Origin of the sequence: Alkalihalobacillus bogoriensis ATCC BAA-922 (genome assembly GCF_000621445.1) — a bacterium.
Lineage (GTDB): Bacteria > Bacillota > Bacilli > Bacillales > Bacillaceae_F > Bacillus_AO > Bacillus_AO bogoriense.
Genome location: NZ_KK211281.1, coordinates 97,452 through 114,965, shown reverse-complemented (window position 1 = coordinate 114,965; position 17,514 = coordinate 97,452). Strand labels below are relative to the sequence as shown.

The window sequence follows — 17,514 nt, the reverse complement described above, 5'->3', positions numbered from 1 at the left end:
CACTCCCGAGCGGCATAACAAAAAGCAAGGGGCCACCTAGGAACACACCTTTTCTGTCTTCACTAACCTCATCATATCTATTATAAATTAAAGGATTAAAATATCTACTATTATCTAATAATTATAAACTATTTAGCGCTTCTAAAAAAGTGAGAACTCCTTCCACAAAGGATTATGGTTGAATTTAACAAAAGCTTGCGACAAAAAAGGAGAACTCAACCTTTATGTAAAGTTGAGTTCTCGGTCATCACAATGCTATCGGTCATCTGTTCCGATATTTCAAAAAAAGTTAGGTTTCTCCGATGCTTACGGACATCTATTCCGTTAAATCATGAAAATGGCATCTTTCTATTTCAAATATAAAGTAATAACGGAACATGTGTCAGAACCAAATAAAAATTGGCAGTATTTTTATGAAATAGCAGAACAAATGTCCGATACGAATGGCTATTCTGCTTTCTCATAAGACAAACATTTTTTTTGATAATAATAAAGTAACATTTTATCATTCATAATCCTCTCAATATCAAAAACAATTGGAACCAAAACAGAATCATCGGATTCAAATACCTCGCCCCTTTGTTCAATCGCAAGACCATATAATATTTTTAACATCCGAGCTAGTTTCTTATCAATTAAAGCGACATAATATTTAGGTGCGTAAATTTTTGCATGGTCATAAATAATTTCCATTATTTCTTGAAAGAGCCCTTGCCGTTGAAATGATTTATGAATACACAACTTATCGATTTCCCATGTTCTCGACTGATATTTTCTTATGTCATCATATAAAGAAAACTTAGCTCTAGAAGGTCCTTCAACAGTACTATGTGGATTTTTTGGATCAAAAGGGATAAATTCTATAGTTCCCACTACTTTATTAGGAAGTAAAGGAATTTTACTAGGAGTGAGTAGATTATATCGAATTCCTTGTTCAGCATAGGGATCATTTATCCAGCCCTTTTTAGAACACATATATTCCCATACTTTTGCAAACTTCTTTTGTTGCCTATTCGTTCGAACAACTTCAAACATCAGGTACCTCCTAGATAAGAAAAATTCATGTAAAAAGCAGAGCTTTAAGAAAAGTGCTCTGCTTTCAGGTTTAACTATCCAAAGGGTCTTGTGGTAAATCAGGATTAACTGGATCTGGATTTTTTGGTGGCTTTTTGTCGTGAAATTTAAAAGTCATACTTACACTTAATACTTCTACCTTTGGGCTTGACCATTCTTTTTTCATTATCATCTGACCTTTCATTATTTCATTTTCGTTCTTTATAAAGAGTAAAATTTGTTCTTTATAAGGAATTTATACTACTCAATCCTCTTTGTCAATACATTTTTTACTAGTAACCAAAATAAATATTTTCCCCTCTATAAAAGTCACTTTTCCTCATGTTATAATAAAGGAAAAATTTTCTATTTAACGGAGAGAATGTCTTTGGGGAATTACAAAATAGCTGCCATTATATCTAGCGTTGTTTTTATCTTGTTACTAATGTTTGATTCTTACTTTTACGACAATACGATGCAGTTTAGTCTTCTTATTCCTTTACTTGTGACTCACGTATACTATTTTGACAGCTTAAGAAAAGAAAAAAGACGGATTACCTATCTTTTATTCATTACGGCTTTTATTGCATGTTTCTTCATTTCATTACCCGCGGTAACATATGAACAGGCAAAGCAAAAAGCGATTGATACATACGAAATTACTATTATAGCGGAAGAGAAAATCATGATTACTAATGATGATTGGAATCCTGTTTCATCAAGTCGAGCCTATTGTTTTACCGGCCACACAAAAGAGGAGGAAAAAGTATCAATTATGGTCGTTCCTAGCAGTGGTGATGTCATTAAACTGCTAGATTAACTTTTTATATTATATTTCTAAATAAATCCAAAGGGGGATACTATGTTTAAAATTGGGAGTATTTTTATTCCGGTTACAGATGTTGAGAAATCGACAGGATGGTATGAAACATATTTAGGCGTGAAGAAAATTGAGAGTTGGGACGAAGGTGTTGGCTTTTATTTGCCTACTGGCTCAACACAACTAGCATTAGTTAAAGTCGACAACATTCAACCTACCGAATTTACCACACAAGAAAATCAAAAAAACTCGTATTACAACTTTGTCACTGACCATATTGAAGCAGCCCATCAGCACTTTATTAATAATGGCATTACAACGACGGACATCACAGATTTTGGAGGGATGAAGCACTTTGATTTTTTTGATTTAGACGGGAATCCATTTAGTGTCGTTAGTGAAGTGGCAGATTCGCCATTCCACTCGGAGAATGTGAGAAAAATGCAAGAACGAGATTTAGAAAGGTAACTTACGAAGAAAAGAATTCCCATTCAAGGTGAGTGGGAATTCTTTTCTTATAGTTCTTATCAAACTTTATCGGAACGGACATCCATTCCCCTATTTCATCAAATTCGACGTTTTTTTCATTCTAGCGGACATAAGTTCCGCTATTTACCCAAATTTGCGATTAAATCCTTCTAAATCCCTACGTTAACGGAACCAGTGTCCGTTAACATTTGAGAAACGCTGTTTTTTCTTAAACTAGCGGAACAGTTGTCCGTAAAAAAGTGTACGCCTACATTAATACGTGAAGTAATACTTTAACTAAACTTGACTCGGTAGTATAGTACCGGGTGTACGATTATATCGGGAGGAGATGATGAAGTGAAACCTTTAAAAATTAGCGAGGTCGCTAAAGCCGCTAGCGTAAATATTGAAACAATAAAATACTATGAAAAAAGAGGACTCTTAGATAAGCCAGAAAGAAGTCATTCAGGATACCGACTTTTTGCTGAATCGACAGTGAACGATTTATTACTTATCAAAAAAGCAAAAGAACTCGGATTTACTTTACGCGAAATCGAACAACTATTAGCCATCTTGAAAAAGGAGGATTATTTTCCAACCGAATCAATGCATTCTTTTGCTCTTCAGAAAATAAACGAAATAAGCGAGAAAATTGCTAAATTGGAACAGTTTAAATCATTATTAGAAACAGCGCTTTCTCAGCCAGAAGATGATTCAACATTACATCAAAAACAAAATTGCCCTATTATAAAAATACTTAAAAAGGATGTGTATCATGAGCAAAACGATTGAGATTTTTACAGATAGTAGCCGTTTTTCAAATGAGTTCGAACAACAAATAAAAAGTCTTGCCTGTTCCCGTTGCACAGTTATCGTCTATGATGCGAGTTGTCTTGATGGTCAAGAGATGATGGAAGCAAAAGCTGCAAAATATGGGGTGACAGTCCTTCCTGCGGTAACATTGGAGGGCCATGTCGTTCCACTCGATAAGCTAAAAAAGGAAAATATCCCTACACTTGTCCAAAAGCTTTTGCAAAAAGAAATCTAGGTTGACACTTTTATCTCTCTTTCCCGGGACTTTAACAAAGTAAAAAACAAGCATGAAGGTTCCATGCTTGTTTTCGTTCAAAGATAAGAAAGATAAAAATTTTGGTCTAGCAGCGAAGCTTAAAAAGCTTATTCAAGAAGAGCGAAAAGACGCTCCCGCGTTTTTCTTTAGTCATTAAATATTTTCTTGTTTTAACGTGTCAATAATATTATCTTTTCTAACTTTAGCCAACGAGTACAGCATCGCAAAGCCCACGATAACAAATACAGCAATAATGACATATACAAAACTCAGCCAAGGGAGTTCAAAGCCGTACTCAAATGAGTTCATCATCGACCTGTGCAATAGATACATAATCCCAATACTGATTGGAATGCCATACAGTAAGGAATTTATCCCATAAAACAAACTCTCGTACTGAATCATTTTATGAAATGACTTTGGTGTCATGCCAACCGACTTTAACATGGCAAACTCTCTTTTACGTAACGCCATCCCTGTAGAAATCGTGTTAAAAATGTTCGCGATTGAAATAAGTGTAATTAACACAATAAACCCATAAATAAACACCGACATAAATAAAATCATTTGTTCACTTTGTTGACGAGATTTAAATACGTTATAAATATAGATCGTGTTTTCTGATAGCTCTTCAATCTCATTTTGTGTTTTTAGTGGATCGGAACTGTTTAAATAAAGATAACTATTTTTACTCGTCCTGTTTTCAAGAGCTAATAATTGATTGAATTTAGTCTCTGAAATGACCATTTTTACCGAAGCCTCACCACCACCAGAAGTCACTCCTTTCGGCAATCGATCCGTCATAGCTTCAATCGTAATTTCACTAACAAAGTCTTTTTCTTCATTTTCCCAGTCATCATAAACTAAATCAATCGTCTCTCCTACTTTCATATTTAACGGTTTTATCTCAACAATTTTCCTTTCATCCGGATCCTCGTATACAGCGTTATTAATGACAACTGCTCTCATCTCATCTTCTTCCATTAACAGTAACTGATCAAAGCCTACTTCCTCAGCATATCGCTTAAAACTTTCGTCATCGAGAGAATACACTTCTACATAGTATGGAAATTGTCCATCCTCTAACATCTCTGGCTCTTCTTTCACGCGTTTTTTTAATGGATCCGACATGTTTTCTTCGTCTATCATCGCATAAAAGAACGTTTCTCTTACGATAGAATGAGCTGTCACATCTTCTAAACTAGTAATCGAACTGACTAACTCGCTATCGATTTCATGATTACCTGATGGTGATATTTGAATATCATAATTTACATTCCCTTGTGATAACTCCATTCCCTTTTCTAGTGAATACGTGAAAAAGGATACGACTAGAAAGAGAATAATACTAACCGCTAATGAAAATACTGTAATTCGATATTTCTTTTTATTTCTCTTTAAATTTTTCAATCCTATTTCCGCTTCGAACCCAAATAGCTTTTTGACTAGTATTGAAGTTTTCACGACTTTACCATTCAACTTAATATCGGTCGTTTGACGGATCGCATCAATAGCCGATATTTTCGACGCTTTCCTTGCTGGTAAATACGTAGAAATAAAAATCGTTACAATCGATACAACTATCGCTGTGACGATGGACCATGGAGTAACAACAACCGTTAATTTCTGTGATACATTTAATGCATCTTGCAGCAATCGGTTGCTAAACCAAAACGTAATACCTATCCCAACGATTCCTGAAATAAGCCCTATTGGAATACTAATGGCTCCAATTATGACGCCTTCAAAGAAAACTGAATTTCGCTTTTGCCTTTTCGTAGCACCAACACTTGATAACATTCCTAAGTGACGGGCACGTTCTGAAACGGAAATTGCAAAGGCATTGTAAATTAAAGCAATGGACCCAACGATAATAACCGACATAATAATTCCAGCTAATGAATACATCAAACTTTTCAAATTATCGTCGCTTGTTATCCCATGGTAACGAAATAACTCATTATTGTACGAAACGAAATTTAAATTGAGCCCAATTTCTTCTACTAGCTGTTCTGTATTTTCGAAGATCGAACGGTTTAATTTGTTGACGACAACAGAGACCGTAACTGGAGACTCCGGTGTAATGAACGTTTCATCTGTATACGTAATCGCAGTATATCCAGGTGCCCATGACGGTTCCCATGTTGGCCGCTCTATAATCCCTACAACCTCATATGTGACAGATTCCGTATTTTCAAGAGTCTCTCCCACTTCATCCTCAATAAAACGCAAAGAATACTGTTGGGTAAGTCGTTCTTCTTGTACTTCTTCATCTAATTGTTTTCGTTCACCAACGTCAAGCGTTAACGTATCTCCAATCTGATACTCAACCTTTGCATTGCTTGCGATTTCTGCTGATAACACAAGTTCATTTGGGTTTTCAGGAAGTCTTCCTTCTTTTAATAGTATCGGGAAATTTTCCAATCCACTTTTATTGTATTCTTTAATAAAAAGATACGGCTTATATTGATTTTCACTTCCCGCTAAATAGGAATAACCTCTGTCTCGTGACAGCATTACCCGCTTTGTCTGTTCATCATCTTTAATGGCTTTCACCTGTTCTTCATTCACGTTATGATACTGAACATGCCACTCTCCTTGGTTTGCGATGACGTGCCGCTGCATCAAATCTAAAAAAGAGATGGCGAGTGTCGCTACAGCTGTAATCATCGCAACGGATATAATCGTGCCGATAATGGTGACAAGGGTTCTTCGTTTGTTTTCTTTTAAATGACGGATGGTGAGTTTCTGCATGATGTTCATTGACGAATCACCTCGTCTTTAGCAATCTTTCCGTCTTCTATTGCAATAACACGGTCAGCCTGTAGCGCAATTTGTTCATCATGGGTGATGACAATTAAAGTTTGGTTATATGTTTTATTAAACATTTTTAATAAATCCATGATTTCGCTACTATTTTTGCTATCTAAATTACCAGTTGGCTCATCAGCAAGCATAATCGCTGGATTGCTAATGAGCGCACGTCCAATAGAAACACGTTGCTGTTGACCTCCAGATAACTGATTTGGCAGGTGTGTTAGTCGGTTCGTTAAATTTAAAACTTTGACAATATCAGAAAATTGCTTCTTGTCAACTTTGTGCTCATCCAATAAAAGAGGTAATGTGATATTTTCCTCTACTGTTAAAATCGGAATAAGATTGTAAAATTGATAAATTAAGCCGATTTGTCTTCTTCGAAAAATGGCTAGCTGTGTTTCATTTAATCCATAAATATCAGTATTATCTACAAAAACTTTCCCACTTGATGGTCGGTCGACTCCACCGAGTAGATGAAGAAGCGTTGATTTACCAGAACCAGATGGACCTATAATCGCTACAAATTCTCCTTTATTAACACTAAATGAAACATTATCGATCGCTTTCACTACAGTGTCACCACTCCCATACACCTTTGACAGATTTTCAATTTTTAAGATTTCCATATGATAACCTCCATATTTTCTTGTTATCCTTACTTTATCTGTCGTAAATGACGGGGCGGTGACTTTAATATGACAGTTTAGTCACTTTCGCTGACAAAAGATTAGATTACTTGTTTATAAAATTTTATTGTGAATTCTGTCCCTTTTCCTTCTTGGCTTTTCACTTCAATACTTCCATGTTGGCTCGTAATTATTTTCTCTGCTAATGCTAGTCCAATTCCGACACTTTCTTCGCTAGCATTTTTGCCTTTATAAAATCGTTTAAAAATATATGGTAAATCCGCTTTGGCGATTCCTTTTCCAGTATCCTGAATTATAATTTGAGTAAATAATGGATTTTCTGAAAAAGTAATTGTTAATTTCCCACCCTCTGGTGTATGCTCGACACAATTTTTGATAATATTGATGAGCGCTTCAGATGACCAATTAAAATCACCATCATATGTAACATTCACGTCCCCATTTAGGATGAGAGATTGCTGCTTAATGTCCATCGGGATGAGTAGCGGCTCTATGGATTGGTGAATCAAATCCTTTACAATAATCGTATCACGTTTAAATAAAATCGAGCCTGCATCCATCTTTGAAAGCTTTAATAAAGCAGACACTAACCATTCGATTCTCTCCAATTGCAACGAAATATTCTTAGTAAATTCAACTCTTTTTTCTTCAGATAAGCCTTGCCGTTGCAATAAATCTGCCATCACCATCATCGATGTCACAGGCGTTTTCAGTTGGTGAGAAATATCTGAAATCGCTTCGGTCAGTTTGCTCTTATCCCTCTTCAGACCAGAACTTTGCTCTGATAACATTAACGTCACTTTGTAAATATCGTTTTTTAAAATACTAAGTTCGCCTTCCTTATTATCACGAACATCGAGCGAGAAGTCCCCCCCGCTTATTTTTCTTAAATAACCTGACAGCTTTCGGATCTCTTCATATCTCCAATGTGTAAAAAGAAAAGTGACTGTTATAAGCAAAGCGGCTAGGAAACAAACAATATAAAGAGAAAATGCAGGGAGAATGATGACCCCCCAACCCGCAACTACACTAATCATCACCATCACCAAAAGAAGCCACTTCAACTCGCGATTACGCAACATCTTACTCACCTACCTTATAACCTAAGCCACGAATGGTTTTAATTAACGTTGGTTTTTGTGGATTGTCTTCTAATTTCTCACGTAACCTCTTAATATAAACGGTTAATGTGTTATCATTGACAAAATCCCCGGCTACATCCCAAATTCGCTCTAACAACTGGGTTCTCGTTAACACTTGTCCAATATGGTTAGCAAAAATGAGCAGGAGTCGATATTCTAAAGCGGTGACTACAATTTCCTCTCCATGCTTAAACACTTTTCCTTCTAATGTATTAATTTGAATCGAGTCAATCTCGATCATCGTTTTTGTTTGCGCTTGTTTATGATATCTTCGTAACACCGTACGGATTCTCGATAGCAATTCTCTTACACGAAAGGGCTTTGTAATATAATCATCAGCCCCCATATCAAGTCCCATCACAACATTCACTTCATCATCAATAGCAGTTAAAAAAATAACAGGTATATCAGAAGTTGCTTTTACTTGTTTACATAACTCATACCCACTTCCATCTGGCAATGATAAGTCAAATAAACATAAATCGATGGTTTGTAAATGTTCGACGATATATTTTTGGGCTGAAGTTGCATCATAACAAAGAACCGTCTCAAACTGATCTTGTTGTAACGAATATTCTAATCCAGAAGCAATTGTTCGGTCATCTTCGACAAGTAATATTTTCACTTTCCTCACGCTCCCATAAAAACTTAAGCAAACGACATACATAATCGTATTATAAAGCAGTGATTTCCTTCCATATACATTTTCTTTTCTATTGTGAATCACCTTTTTTATAAAGTTCATACTAGTTTTGAGCCTATTACGTGAAATAAAAGCAAATTTCTTATATGATATGAACACATGCGATAAAGAAAACGCAGGATTATCTTTTCTTTTCAAGCGAAGTACGAAGCCCTGCAAGCCTTTGACAGTGAACCCCTAGTGCTCTTTTGGGGTGAAACGCGCAGGTGCGGAGTCTTCGCTCTTCTAGAATAAGCTTTCAAAAGCTTCACTGCTATACCAAAATTTTTATGCTTTCTTATATTTTAAAAAGGAGGAAACATACATGGACCGAGAAACAAAAAAACAACAAATTCTTGATGCCTTTTCGTTTAGACATGCAACAAAGGAGTTTGACCATACAAAAAAAATCTCTGATGAGGATTTTCAATTTATATTAGAAACAGCTAGATTATCACCAAGCTCTGTCGGGTATGAGCCATGGAAGTTTGTCATTGTTCAAAATGAAACATTGCGAGAGAAATTACGTGAAGTTACTTGGGGCGGTCAAGGCCAGCTCCCAACAGCAAGCCATTTTGTTGTTATTCTAGCTAGAACGATAAAAGACACGAAATATGATAGTGACTATGTCGCAAACCAAATGTTACACGTAAAAGGAATCCCAGCGGAAATGTTTGAAACTATTAAAGCTCGGTACAAAACCTTCCAGGAGAATGACCTCAAATTATTGGAAAGTAATCGTTCTATGTTTGACTGGGCAAGCAAGCAAACATATATTGCCTTAGCGAATATGATGACAGCTGCCGCTCAAATTGGGATTGATTCTTGTCCTATTGAAGGGTTTGATTATGATAAAGTACAAGAAGTTCTTGCTGACGAAGGCTTACTAGAAAATGGACACTTAGCTGTTTCCGTTATGGTCGCGTTTGGCTATCGTAAAAATGAACCAAGACCAAAGACGAGAAAGCCGATAGAAGATATCGTACAGTGGGTAAAATAAACATTAAAAGCAACGTGTTTTATGCACGCTGCTTTTTTTATTTTTTTGAACATAAAAAAGGCGTATAATAAAACAAAGGCGGTGAAAGTATGCTTACTGAAGACATGAAGATTCAAATGATTGAAATACTTCAAAAGGAAACGAACCCTGATTTCATCATATTATTTGGCTCGTTTGCAAAAGGAACTGATCGTGAAGAAAGTGATGTTGACCTTGCTTACTTCAGTGAAAAGCAACTTTCATCTTATGAACGGTATACACTAGCAAATCATTTAGCATTAATTTGTGAAAGAGACATTGACCTTGTGGACATACGTGAAATCGACACTATATTTGCTATGCAAATTTTTGAGCAAGGTGTCCCTATTTATATTCGTAATGAAGATGAATATACACGTCAAACGATAAAAGCTTACCGGATGTATGCCGAACTATCTGAACAACGTGAGGTCATTATTGAACAAATTAAAAAGAGAGGAAGTGTGTTTGGCAATGAATGATGTCATATTAAACAAAGTAACGACAATAGAGCGATGTGTCAAAAGAATTCATGACGTTTATCAAAACAACCCAGAAAACTTAACAGACTTTACGAAGCAAGATAGTATGATTCTTAATATTCAACGCGCCTGTGAAGCAAGTATTGATATTGCCATGCACATTGTAAGTGAAAAAAAACTAGGGGTACCGAAATCAAGTCGTGAAGCATTCACTTTACTTCAGGATTCCGGAATTATTGATCCTGCACTCGCAAAAATCTTAAAAAATATCGTCGGTTTTAGAAATATAGCTGTCCATGACTATCAAGCACTTGATTTAAACATTTTAAAAGCTATTTTAGACAAGCATACAGGTGATTTTAAAAGATTTACGATGGTCATTTTAAAGATGGACGATTAGTTCAAATACTTTTTTAAAAGAGACCGTTTTTATAAGATAAGAACGATCTCTTTCATTTTCCAATGGTACATGCACCATGTTTTAGGTCCTTACTCTATAGGTTAGTTTCCTTGCAAAGGAACTTCCTCGATTTTCTCTTTAGTTAGTGCCACTCTAACGACCGTTACTCCAAACGTAATAGCGATGATTGAGCATAACAGCAACATTTCCTCCGTTAAGCTTGCACCCCCATATATAATCGTGAAATACCCGCTAGTTCCGTAGGTAGCTGGAAATATCGTACTTAACTGTTGGTAGAAGTCAGATAGCAGTACTCTTGGAACAATAACACCTGCTGTGACTAACTGGATAGATAAACTAATAATATTAAATAACATCCCAGCCATCCCGAACAAAATAGTAAACATTTGCGTAAAGCATAAAAATGACAAGTACACTAATGTTTGAAATATAATACTTTCAAATACACTAATTTGCAGTTCAAATTGGAAAAGCAATAACAAGCTGATAGTTAAGACAGAAAGGCAACCCGATACAATAAGTTGAATACTGAACCGGGATAATAGAATGGACCATTTGTTGTAAGAAGACATTAGATTTTGTGTTACTTGAAACAAGTTTAAACTCATAAGCATACTGCCCACAAACGATGCCAATATAATTAAAAGCGGAACCATAGTAGCAGCAAAACCCTCTGTATAATTTACCTCCACTATTTCTGTACGTACACTTTGATAAGATAGTAACTGCATACCTTCTTTTATATACTCATCTGGAACATTTATGACCTGTTCCTTTTTAACCGTAAATATATATTCGTTGAGTTTTGTCGTTATTTCTTTTGCAGCGTTTTCCATCATTTGTTTCGACATAGATGGTGTCGCCTGATTAATATAGTATTCCATTACTCCTTGTTCTCTTTGTATGCTGTTCGTAAAGCCTTCTGGAATAACAATTAACATTCCAATTTCCCTCTTGTTTAACTTCTCCATCCCAGCACTTTCATTATCTATTGTTATAGTCGTAAATGGTAAGCTTTCCTCCAGTATACTTGAATAAAAATTAGTGTCATGATCAACGATTCCAACCCTCAAATTCTCCAAGCGATCTGATACACCATCATAAGCAGTTAACCACACAATAAAAAAAATAAGCAAAAAAGCAAAAGCAATTCCTATTCCTACAAGTGTCGGACCTGACTTAAAAAAAGCTTTACATGTGTTCATTCGATGTTTCTCCTCCTCAATTGAAAGTAAGTACTTACTTGCATTTATATCACATTTTTTTGCTAGGGCATTAAGCCTCTAGCAAAAAGAATGGTACTTTGTTTTAAAAATTCGTCATGATCGACCGTAATTAATTCCTTACCGAACCTTGACTTTGATATAAAATAACCAAAATTTAACCACACAAAATTCATGGCCTGCAACTCTAAATTCACATTAATGATTTTATTCTTCTGTTTCATTTCTACTAAATAGTCATACACAATCTTTTTAAAGGACTTTGGAAATTTAGAAATTAACTCATTTAATTCGGGGTGGTTTCCTGCTTCACGAAATCCAATTAACACTAAGTCTTTGATTGAATCAAGAGTTTCATGATATTTTTTTGAAATCATCCACAAATCTTTTTCTAAATCCCATGAGAGCTGCTTTGTAAAATGGTCATCAAAAACCGTTTGAAACGTCATCTGGTCAACTACCGCTTCCAATAACCCTTTTTTACTGCCAAAGTGCCTAAAGACTGTCACTTCATTCACTCCCGAAGCATTTGCTATTTCTTTCGTTGTTGTTCCTTTATAGCCTTTTGAAACAAACAATGCTACCGTGGCATTAATTATTTTCTTCTTCGTTTCATCCATTTTTTGTTCATCCTTTGCATGCAAGTGGATACTTACATCTTAGAGCAGTTTGAAGTTAATTTCAAGTTTTTTCTATTCTCTAAACATTCCTAACCTATCACTACTATACTTTGTATTCCATGAAGTGAGGAAGACCGATAAACTTCCTTAGGATTTTTCTTGTTCTTATTTAGGCTTTTGACAATATGGATGTAAGAGTACTCGTAATAATCTCTTTCAACATTTGAGGAATATAGCAAGGCTAACCAATATATAAATTAGTTGAGCTTCAAAACCATTGGAGGTGATAACGTGAAGACAATCATGATTTTATTGGCTTTACTACCAGTCTTCTTGTTTGTATTGGAAGCAAAACCAGTGAAGGCACATCGTATGATTGTCGAAACTGAAAAAGAGGGAAATATTATCGTTCGTTATGATGATGGGACACCCGCTGGCAATGCTGTAGTTTCTGCTTACGACGAGTCTGGGAATCTATTATTTGAAGCTCAGGTCAATGAAAACGGTACATATTCTTATGACACAACAATTAAAGTGGATCATATCATTGCATATGACGGTATTGGTCATCGTGCATCATGGGTAAAAGACGAAGAGCCGAATGTTTTTTTAGCTGTACCTGTTGGGTTGAGGGCATTGCTTGGAGTTTCTTTATTACTGTTTATCTGTTCCGTATTTATTTATCGAAAACATCTAAGAGCATAGGAGGAATTAAATTGAACAAAAAGTGTTTCATCTCTTTTTTAGCCGTCGTTATTTTTTTTCCTTTATTCCTAAAGGTTTAGCCCATGAGCTATTTATCCAAATTCAGGAGGACCAATCTTCAGGTGAACTCCAAATTGATGTCCTATGGGGACATATTAGAGATTTTGTAGACGAAGGAAATTATGAAAATTATAAACTGCAAGTCCGCTATCCAGATGGAAGTGTCGAATCGTTACCTTTAGAAAAAATAGGTGTGCAGGCTAGAGCTTACTTCCAACCGACGAAAGAAGGAGAATATGTATTTTGGGCAGAACGAAAACCGAGTACGTACACCCCTGATGGTGGAGATACACAATTAAGCTTACAAATGGCAAAAACGATTTTTTATAAAGGGGATGGGGATGAAACGTCCCAACAACCAACAAATTTAGCATTAGAAGTTGTCCCAACCAATAGTCTTTCAAACTTTACAACTGGTTTTTTCGAAGGGCAAGTGTTATTAGATGGGGAAGCTGTTTCTCATGCTATTATAAGTGGATATGGACCTAAAGGAGAAGTGTTAGAAGGAGAAAGTGACGAAAACGGACTCTTTGAACTGAATCTTTCTTCGTCTGGTGAATGGTTAATTAAAGCGAATGTTAGGACGGATGAAGAGGGAGTTCTTGACGGTGAAGAATATATAAAAACTAGTCGAACTTCTACATTCTTACTAGATACTGGAAATACAGAACAACAAAGAGGCTCATTCGATGCAAGTTTGTGGAGTTTAATCCTAACTGCCTTGATTGCTTTATTCGTTGGAGCTACAGTGACATTACTTGTTACGGGTAGAAAAAAGCAAAAATAAAGATGACTTCATAAAAAGGAAATAAATAAACCCATCTAAAATGATAGATGGGTTTATTTCATATCTATATGAAGTATTGGTTTGATTGAATGATTTCTCTCTCTTATTCTCCCTAATCTAAGTGAACAGCTTAATACAGACAGACCATGTCTTTACCAAACTTACAACTGTCAAGTCTTTGAATAATACCCTTGCAAAGAATTTTCTTCAAACCTCTTTTTAATTTCACTACGGTCATTTTCCAGTACATCCCAAACATTAGGACCAAACCATTCTAACGATGCTTCCACTTCCATAGTTGGAATAACTTCATTAAGAAAATCTTCGTAATTAATGGCACCCGTAAATAATGATGTCATTCCCTCCCTTGAGCCTGCTGCGGCATAGACATTTGCCGGTGAAAATACATTTAAATGCTCACGCGAAGAAATATTTTTAAAATGAAAATGCGAAACAAATGGACAAAGCCTTCTAAATGCTTCAATTGGATTTGCTCCTGATTCCCATATATGAAGGACATCAAAATTAATTCGTAATGCTGGATGATTCACTTCTTCAATCAATTGAATAGTAGAAGCGAGATTATCTGTTAATGTATTTGGATGGGTTTCCACAAGAACAAACTGCCCTTCTGACTCAAAATAATCGCAAATCATTTGAAGCTTACTAATTAAGTGTTTTCTTTCCGATTTACTTATTTTTAAGCTTCCTGCTCTCCCTACAAACGTACGAATCTTGTTTGTCCCCCATTTTTTTGCAAGTTTAGATATTTTCATTGTTTCAGTTATCATATGTGATGTTGATCCTTCTAAAGGAAGGTAATCACTAATCATACTTGTCTGTAATCCATAAGAATTCAACCACTCTGCTCCATATTTCGGATTACCTTCAAGATTTTTTGCATGTATTCCCCAAAGTTCAACTCCTTGGAAATGATGAGTTCTTGCCCAATGAACGATTTGGTCAATGGATTGGAGGTGATGACGAAAAGAAATAGTACATACTGAGAGTTTCATTAGGTTGTCACCTTTTTCTTTTGATTATTTTGTTCACATAACCAAGCATTAAAACACGTTCGTAAGCCATTTTTAATTTTATATTCTAGCTCATTTTGTTCCTCTAGCTTTTCAAATATAGTTTCAGCTATTGTTAAATCCTTTGTTTTAGCAAGCTTCATGGCTCGATATTGTATCGTTGTAAACCCATTAACAAGTTGTTCAATATCATTGCACCATGCTTCAAAACCATCTTTTTCCCAACCAAGATAATCCCAAAAGTACGCAAAAGCATGTTCGTAAGCATATTTCCTAATGGCTAATACAGGTAATTGCTTCAATGCAAGATGGATATTTGCTACATTCTCCTTCTGCTCCCCAACGGTATAAGATGAAACAACGTCATATACAGATTTGATAATCGGATTAATATCATGTTTCATACACGTGTTAAAATAAGCTTCCACTGTCTCTACACTAGGAGGAATAATGGAAGCTCCATTAAAATAAAATCCTCCTTCTGCACACGGTTCTTTTATAGCATTAATAATCCTTTCCTTTTCAAGGATTCCTTCCCATCTAAAATCAGGATCATACATAAACCATTCATCTTCTTTATCTGTCGGCTCAAGCATGACATAGTGAGGAAAAGGCTTTTGGTTGAACTTATTTTCTCTTTCAGGAAGCATAGAGAGGTCCAGCATCACCATAATATACTGATGTTTTACATGACCTTTTAGTAATCGTTCCAACTCCACTATGTTTTCTTGTTTAGACTTATTTTTGTCATACCATTGATAGATTTTGATACCATAAAGCATTTCATACCATGTTTGAAAGAATTGATGGTCAATATTAGCAGAGTGATAAGTGATCGTTCCATCCTCAAGCATGTCATAATCCGCATCCCACACACCAAAGTAGTATGGTCTATGGTCAACACCCGTTGTTTTCTTAATAACTTCACATACACAACTAACAAAACAATGGACTTTAATCATTTACAACTTCCCCCGCTGTTTTTTTGTTTTGTTCTTGAAGGAGAAAATCGGCAAGACTTTCTACTGTATAAAAATCTTTTGGTACAATTGCGTCATCAGGGATTTCGATTCCTATGTCTAGCTCAATATGAAGAATAAGCTCTAATAATAAGATAGAATCCAAATAAAGATCTTCATTTAAACGTGCATTTATATGGAAAAAGTCAATGGTTTGTAGCTTTAACTGATATTTCAAAATGTCATATATGCTTTCAATGATTTGTTCTTTCGTCATACGATTGACTCCGATAATTTTTTTCTACTTACTTTTCCATTAGGTAATTTTTCAATTTGTGCTACTCTTATGAATTCCATTGGTATTTGATATGGTGCTAGGAATCTACTGCACCATTCGCGCAGCTCTATTTCTTTAATCACACTGTTTGAAACATACTGGACACAAACACGTTCACCAGATAACATGTTTGGCTTCTTATATACAACTACGTCTACTACTCTTGGTTCCTTAAGCAGAACATCTTCTACTTCTTGCGGATAGACATTTAAGCCGGCTACATTAATCATATCGTCCATCCTCGATAGAAATGACAAAACACCATCCTTTATATAACCAAGGTCTTTTGTATAAATTGTCCCCCTTGATGAATGAACAACAATTTCACTCGGATTTCCTATTTCACCAGCTTCCACCTTTATATGCGGCAGTGGATATCCAACTTCCCGAGCAATATGTAAGTCAGGGTGAATTGATATACAACCTACTTCCGAACAACCATATTGCTGAAGAACCGTTGTTGATACTTGTTTGATTGAATCTAGCCAGCTCTCAGGTATCATCGTTCCAGAAGTCATCACTTTATCTAATCGCAGTTTACTTTTAGCTAAACAAGAAATCGTATGAAGAAGAGCTGGTGCTGCATAAAGAATATGTGATGGATGCTCTTGTAATTTTTTCAATATATACTTTGGATTCAGAATTGTAATAAGTAATGGCTCATCTCCTCTTTCTAAGCTTGCCAACACACCACTTATTAATCCGTAAGAATGTGTAACAGGGCAGGCAATAATCGACTTTGATGATCGGTCTATGGGTAAAGTAAGAACATAGGCTTTCAGCTCTTCCTCAATCGATGCCCACGTTCGTTTGATACACTTAGGAGCTCCTGTTGTTCCAGAACTCATTTGGATTAGGCCGCCTTCTTCTACGTGTTCTTCATTTGTTAGCATAATAACTGAATCTAATGTTTGATAGAATAACATATTACTTGAAGCGCTAGATGCCATTCTAATAGCAGCTTCTTTAGGAGTGAAAGGATGAATCGGTAATATCGTCCCCCCTTGTTGACGTATGAATAAACACAGCGCAATACACTGAAACGTATCTGATAGACAAACAGCAAATCTCCTATTATTACACTCATGGATATACGAGTTATTTTCAAAATCACTAAACTGTTTTTCTAAATCTTGGGTAGTGTAGTAATCATCATTAATATAGAACATT

21 protein-coding genes are annotated in these 17,514 nt (G+C 35.6%); 9 read left to right on the top strand and 12 right to left on the bottom strand.

All coding sequences use genetic code 11. The annotated features are described in order from the left end of the window. Positions 1-447: 447 nt before the first annotated feature. Together T323_RS0124415 and T323_RS29065 are read right to left on the bottom strand one after the other, a co-directional pair. Entirely contained in the window at positions 448-1,035 is a 588-nt protein-coding gene (locus tag T323_RS0124415) for a GNAT family N-acetyltransferase (RefSeq protein ID WP_026675598.1), read from the bottom strand. 70 nt (positions 1,036-1,105) lie between these two features. Further along, positions 1,106-1,258 carry a paeninodin family lasso peptide gene (locus T323_RS29065; protein ID WP_156942530.1) on the bottom strand — a complete coding sequence of 51 codons (153 nt, stop codon included), beginning with the start codon at positions 1,256-1,258 and terminating at the stop codon, positions 1,106-1,108. Between the two features lie 183 nt (positions 1,259-1,441). On the opposite strand from T323_RS29065, the gene T323_RS0124405 reads away from it, so the two are divergent. The 4 genes from T323_RS0124405 to T323_RS27640 all read left to right on the top strand — a co-directional run bounded on the left by T323_RS0124405 (position 1,442) and on the right by T323_RS27640 (position 3,389). After that, positions 1,442-1,873 carry a hypothetical protein gene (locus T323_RS0124405; protein WP_026675597.1) on the top strand — a complete coding sequence of 144 codons (432 nt, stop codon included), beginning with the start codon at positions 1,442-1,444 and terminating at the stop codon, positions 1,871-1,873. A 42-nt stretch (positions 1,874-1,915) separates the two neighbouring features. After that, positions 1,916-2,341 carry a VOC family protein gene (locus tag T323_RS0124400; protein ID WP_026675596.1) on the top strand — a complete coding sequence of 142 codons (426 nt, stop codon included), beginning with the start codon at positions 1,916-1,918 and terminating at the stop codon, positions 2,339-2,341. Positions 2,342-2,698: 357 nt separating this feature from the next. Continuing rightward, positions 2,699-3,133 (top strand): MerR family transcriptional regulator, encoded by a 435-nt coding sequence (locus tag T323_RS0124395; RefSeq protein ID WP_026675595.1) that lies wholly within the window; start codon positions 2,699-2,701, stop codon positions 3,131-3,133. Beyond that, on the top strand, positions 3,117-3,389 hold the full coding sequence (locus T323_RS27640) for a hypothetical protein (protein WP_245613769.1): 273 nt from the start codon (positions 3,117-3,119) through the stop codon (positions 3,387-3,389). The genes T323_RS0124395 and T323_RS27640 overlap by 17 nt, the downstream gene beginning before the upstream one ends. Positions 3,390-3,563: 174 nt before the next feature. Here the strand turns inward: T323_RS27640 and T323_RS0124380 are convergent, their stop codons facing one another. The 4 genes from T323_RS0124380 to T323_RS0124365 all read right to left on the bottom strand — a co-directional run bounded on the left by T323_RS0124380 (position 3,564) and on the right by T323_RS0124365 (position 8,641). Beyond that, positions 3,564-6,173 (bottom strand): ABC transporter permease, encoded by a 2,610-nt coding sequence (locus tag T323_RS0124380; protein WP_026675594.1) that lies wholly within the window; start codon positions 6,171-6,173, stop codon positions 3,564-3,566. After that, positions 6,170-6,853, bottom strand: a complete 684-nt coding sequence (locus tag T323_RS0124375) for an ABC transporter ATP-binding protein (RefSeq protein WP_026675593.1) — start codon at positions 6,851-6,853, stop codon at positions 6,170-6,172. The genes T323_RS0124380 and T323_RS0124375 overlap by 4 nt, the downstream gene beginning before the upstream one ends. 101 nt (positions 6,854-6,954) lie before the next feature. Beyond that, complete coding sequence (locus T323_RS0124370) at positions 6,955-7,956, bottom strand: sensor histidine kinase (protein WP_026675592.1); 1,002 nt, start codon at positions 7,954-7,956, stop codon at positions 6,955-6,957. Position 7,957: 1 nt separating this feature from the next. Beyond that, positions 7,958-8,641, bottom strand: a complete 684-nt coding sequence (locus T323_RS0124365; RefSeq protein WP_026675591.1) for a response regulator transcription factor — start codon at positions 8,639-8,641, stop codon at positions 7,958-7,960. 382 nt (positions 8,642-9,023) lie between these two features. Here T323_RS0124365 and T323_RS0124360 point away from each other — a divergent pair, with 382 nt between their 5' ends. The 3 genes from T323_RS0124360 (at position 9,024) to hepT (ending at position 10,598) form a co-directional block, all read left to right on the top strand. Continuing rightward, on the top strand, positions 9,024-9,698 hold the full coding sequence (locus T323_RS0124360) for an NAD(P)H-dependent oxidoreductase (protein ID WP_026675590.1): 675 nt from the start codon (positions 9,024-9,026) through the stop codon (positions 9,696-9,698). Positions 9,699-9,787: 89 nt separating this feature from the next. After that, positions 9,788-10,198, top strand: coding sequence for a type VII toxin-antitoxin system MntA family adenylyltransferase antitoxin (gene mntA, locus T323_RS0124355; protein ID WP_026675589.1), 411 nt, complete (start codon positions 9,788-9,790; stop codon positions 10,196-10,198). After that, a complete protein-coding gene (gene hepT, locus T323_RS0124350) occupies positions 10,191-10,598 on the top strand; it encodes a type VII toxin-antitoxin system HepT family RNase toxin (RefSeq protein WP_026675588.1) in 408 nt (135 codons plus the stop codon). Before mntA ends, hepT begins: the two co-directional genes overlap by 8 nt. 101 nt (positions 10,599-10,699) lie before the next feature. On the opposite strand, the gene T323_RS0124345 is transcribed toward hepT, so the two are convergent. Together T323_RS0124345 and T323_RS0124340 are read right to left on the bottom strand one after the other, a co-directional pair. Continuing rightward, entirely contained in the window at positions 10,700-11,824 is a 1,125-nt protein-coding gene (locus T323_RS0124345; protein ID WP_026675587.1) for a YhgE/Pip domain-containing protein, read from the bottom strand. A gap of 62 nt (positions 11,825-11,886) precedes the next feature. Continuing rightward, complete coding sequence (locus T323_RS0124340) at positions 11,887-12,462, bottom strand: TetR/AcrR family transcriptional regulator (protein ID WP_035179872.1); 576 nt, start codon at positions 12,460-12,462, stop codon at positions 11,887-11,889. Between the two features lie 291 nt (positions 12,463-12,753). Between T323_RS0124340 and T323_RS0124335 the strand changes: the two genes are divergently transcribed. After that, positions 12,754-13,167, top strand: a complete 414-nt coding sequence (locus T323_RS0124335) for a hypothetical protein (protein ID WP_026675585.1) — start codon at positions 12,754-12,756, stop codon at positions 13,165-13,167. A gap of 22 nt (positions 13,168-13,189) precedes the next feature. Next, complete coding sequence (locus tag T323_RS0124330) at positions 13,190-14,014, top strand: DUF4198 domain-containing protein (protein ID WP_026675584.1); 825 nt, start codon at positions 13,190-13,192, stop codon at positions 14,012-14,014. 170 nt (positions 14,015-14,184) lie between these two features. Here the strand turns inward: T323_RS0124330 and T323_RS0124325 are convergent, their stop codons facing one another. Genes T323_RS0124325 through T323_RS0124310 form a run of 4 tightly spaced genes read right to left on the bottom strand, consistent with a single transcriptional unit; the run spans position 14,185 to position 17,513 of the window. Continuing rightward, entirely contained in the window at positions 14,185-15,030 is an 846-nt protein-coding gene (locus tag T323_RS0124325) for a sugar phosphate isomerase/epimerase family protein (protein WP_026675583.1), read from the bottom strand. Beyond that, complete coding sequence (locus T323_RS0124320; RefSeq protein WP_026675582.1) at positions 15,030-16,010, bottom strand: DUF6005 family protein; 981 nt, start codon at positions 16,008-16,010, stop codon at positions 15,030-15,032. Before T323_RS0124320 ends, T323_RS0124325 begins: the two co-directional genes overlap by 1 nt. Further along, positions 16,003-16,284, bottom strand: a complete 282-nt coding sequence (gene asbD, locus T323_RS0124315; RefSeq protein ID WP_026675581.1) for a petrobactin biosynthesis protein AsbD — start codon at positions 16,282-16,284, stop codon at positions 16,003-16,005. The genes T323_RS0124320 and asbD overlap by 8 nt, the downstream gene beginning before the upstream one ends. Then, positions 16,281-17,513 carry an AMP-binding protein gene (locus tag T323_RS0124310; RefSeq protein WP_026675580.1) on the bottom strand — a complete coding sequence of 411 codons (1,233 nt, stop codon included), beginning with the start codon at positions 17,511-17,513 and terminating at the stop codon, positions 16,281-16,283. The genes asbD and T323_RS0124310 overlap by 4 nt, the downstream gene beginning before the upstream one ends. Position 17,514: the final 1 nt, after the last annotated feature.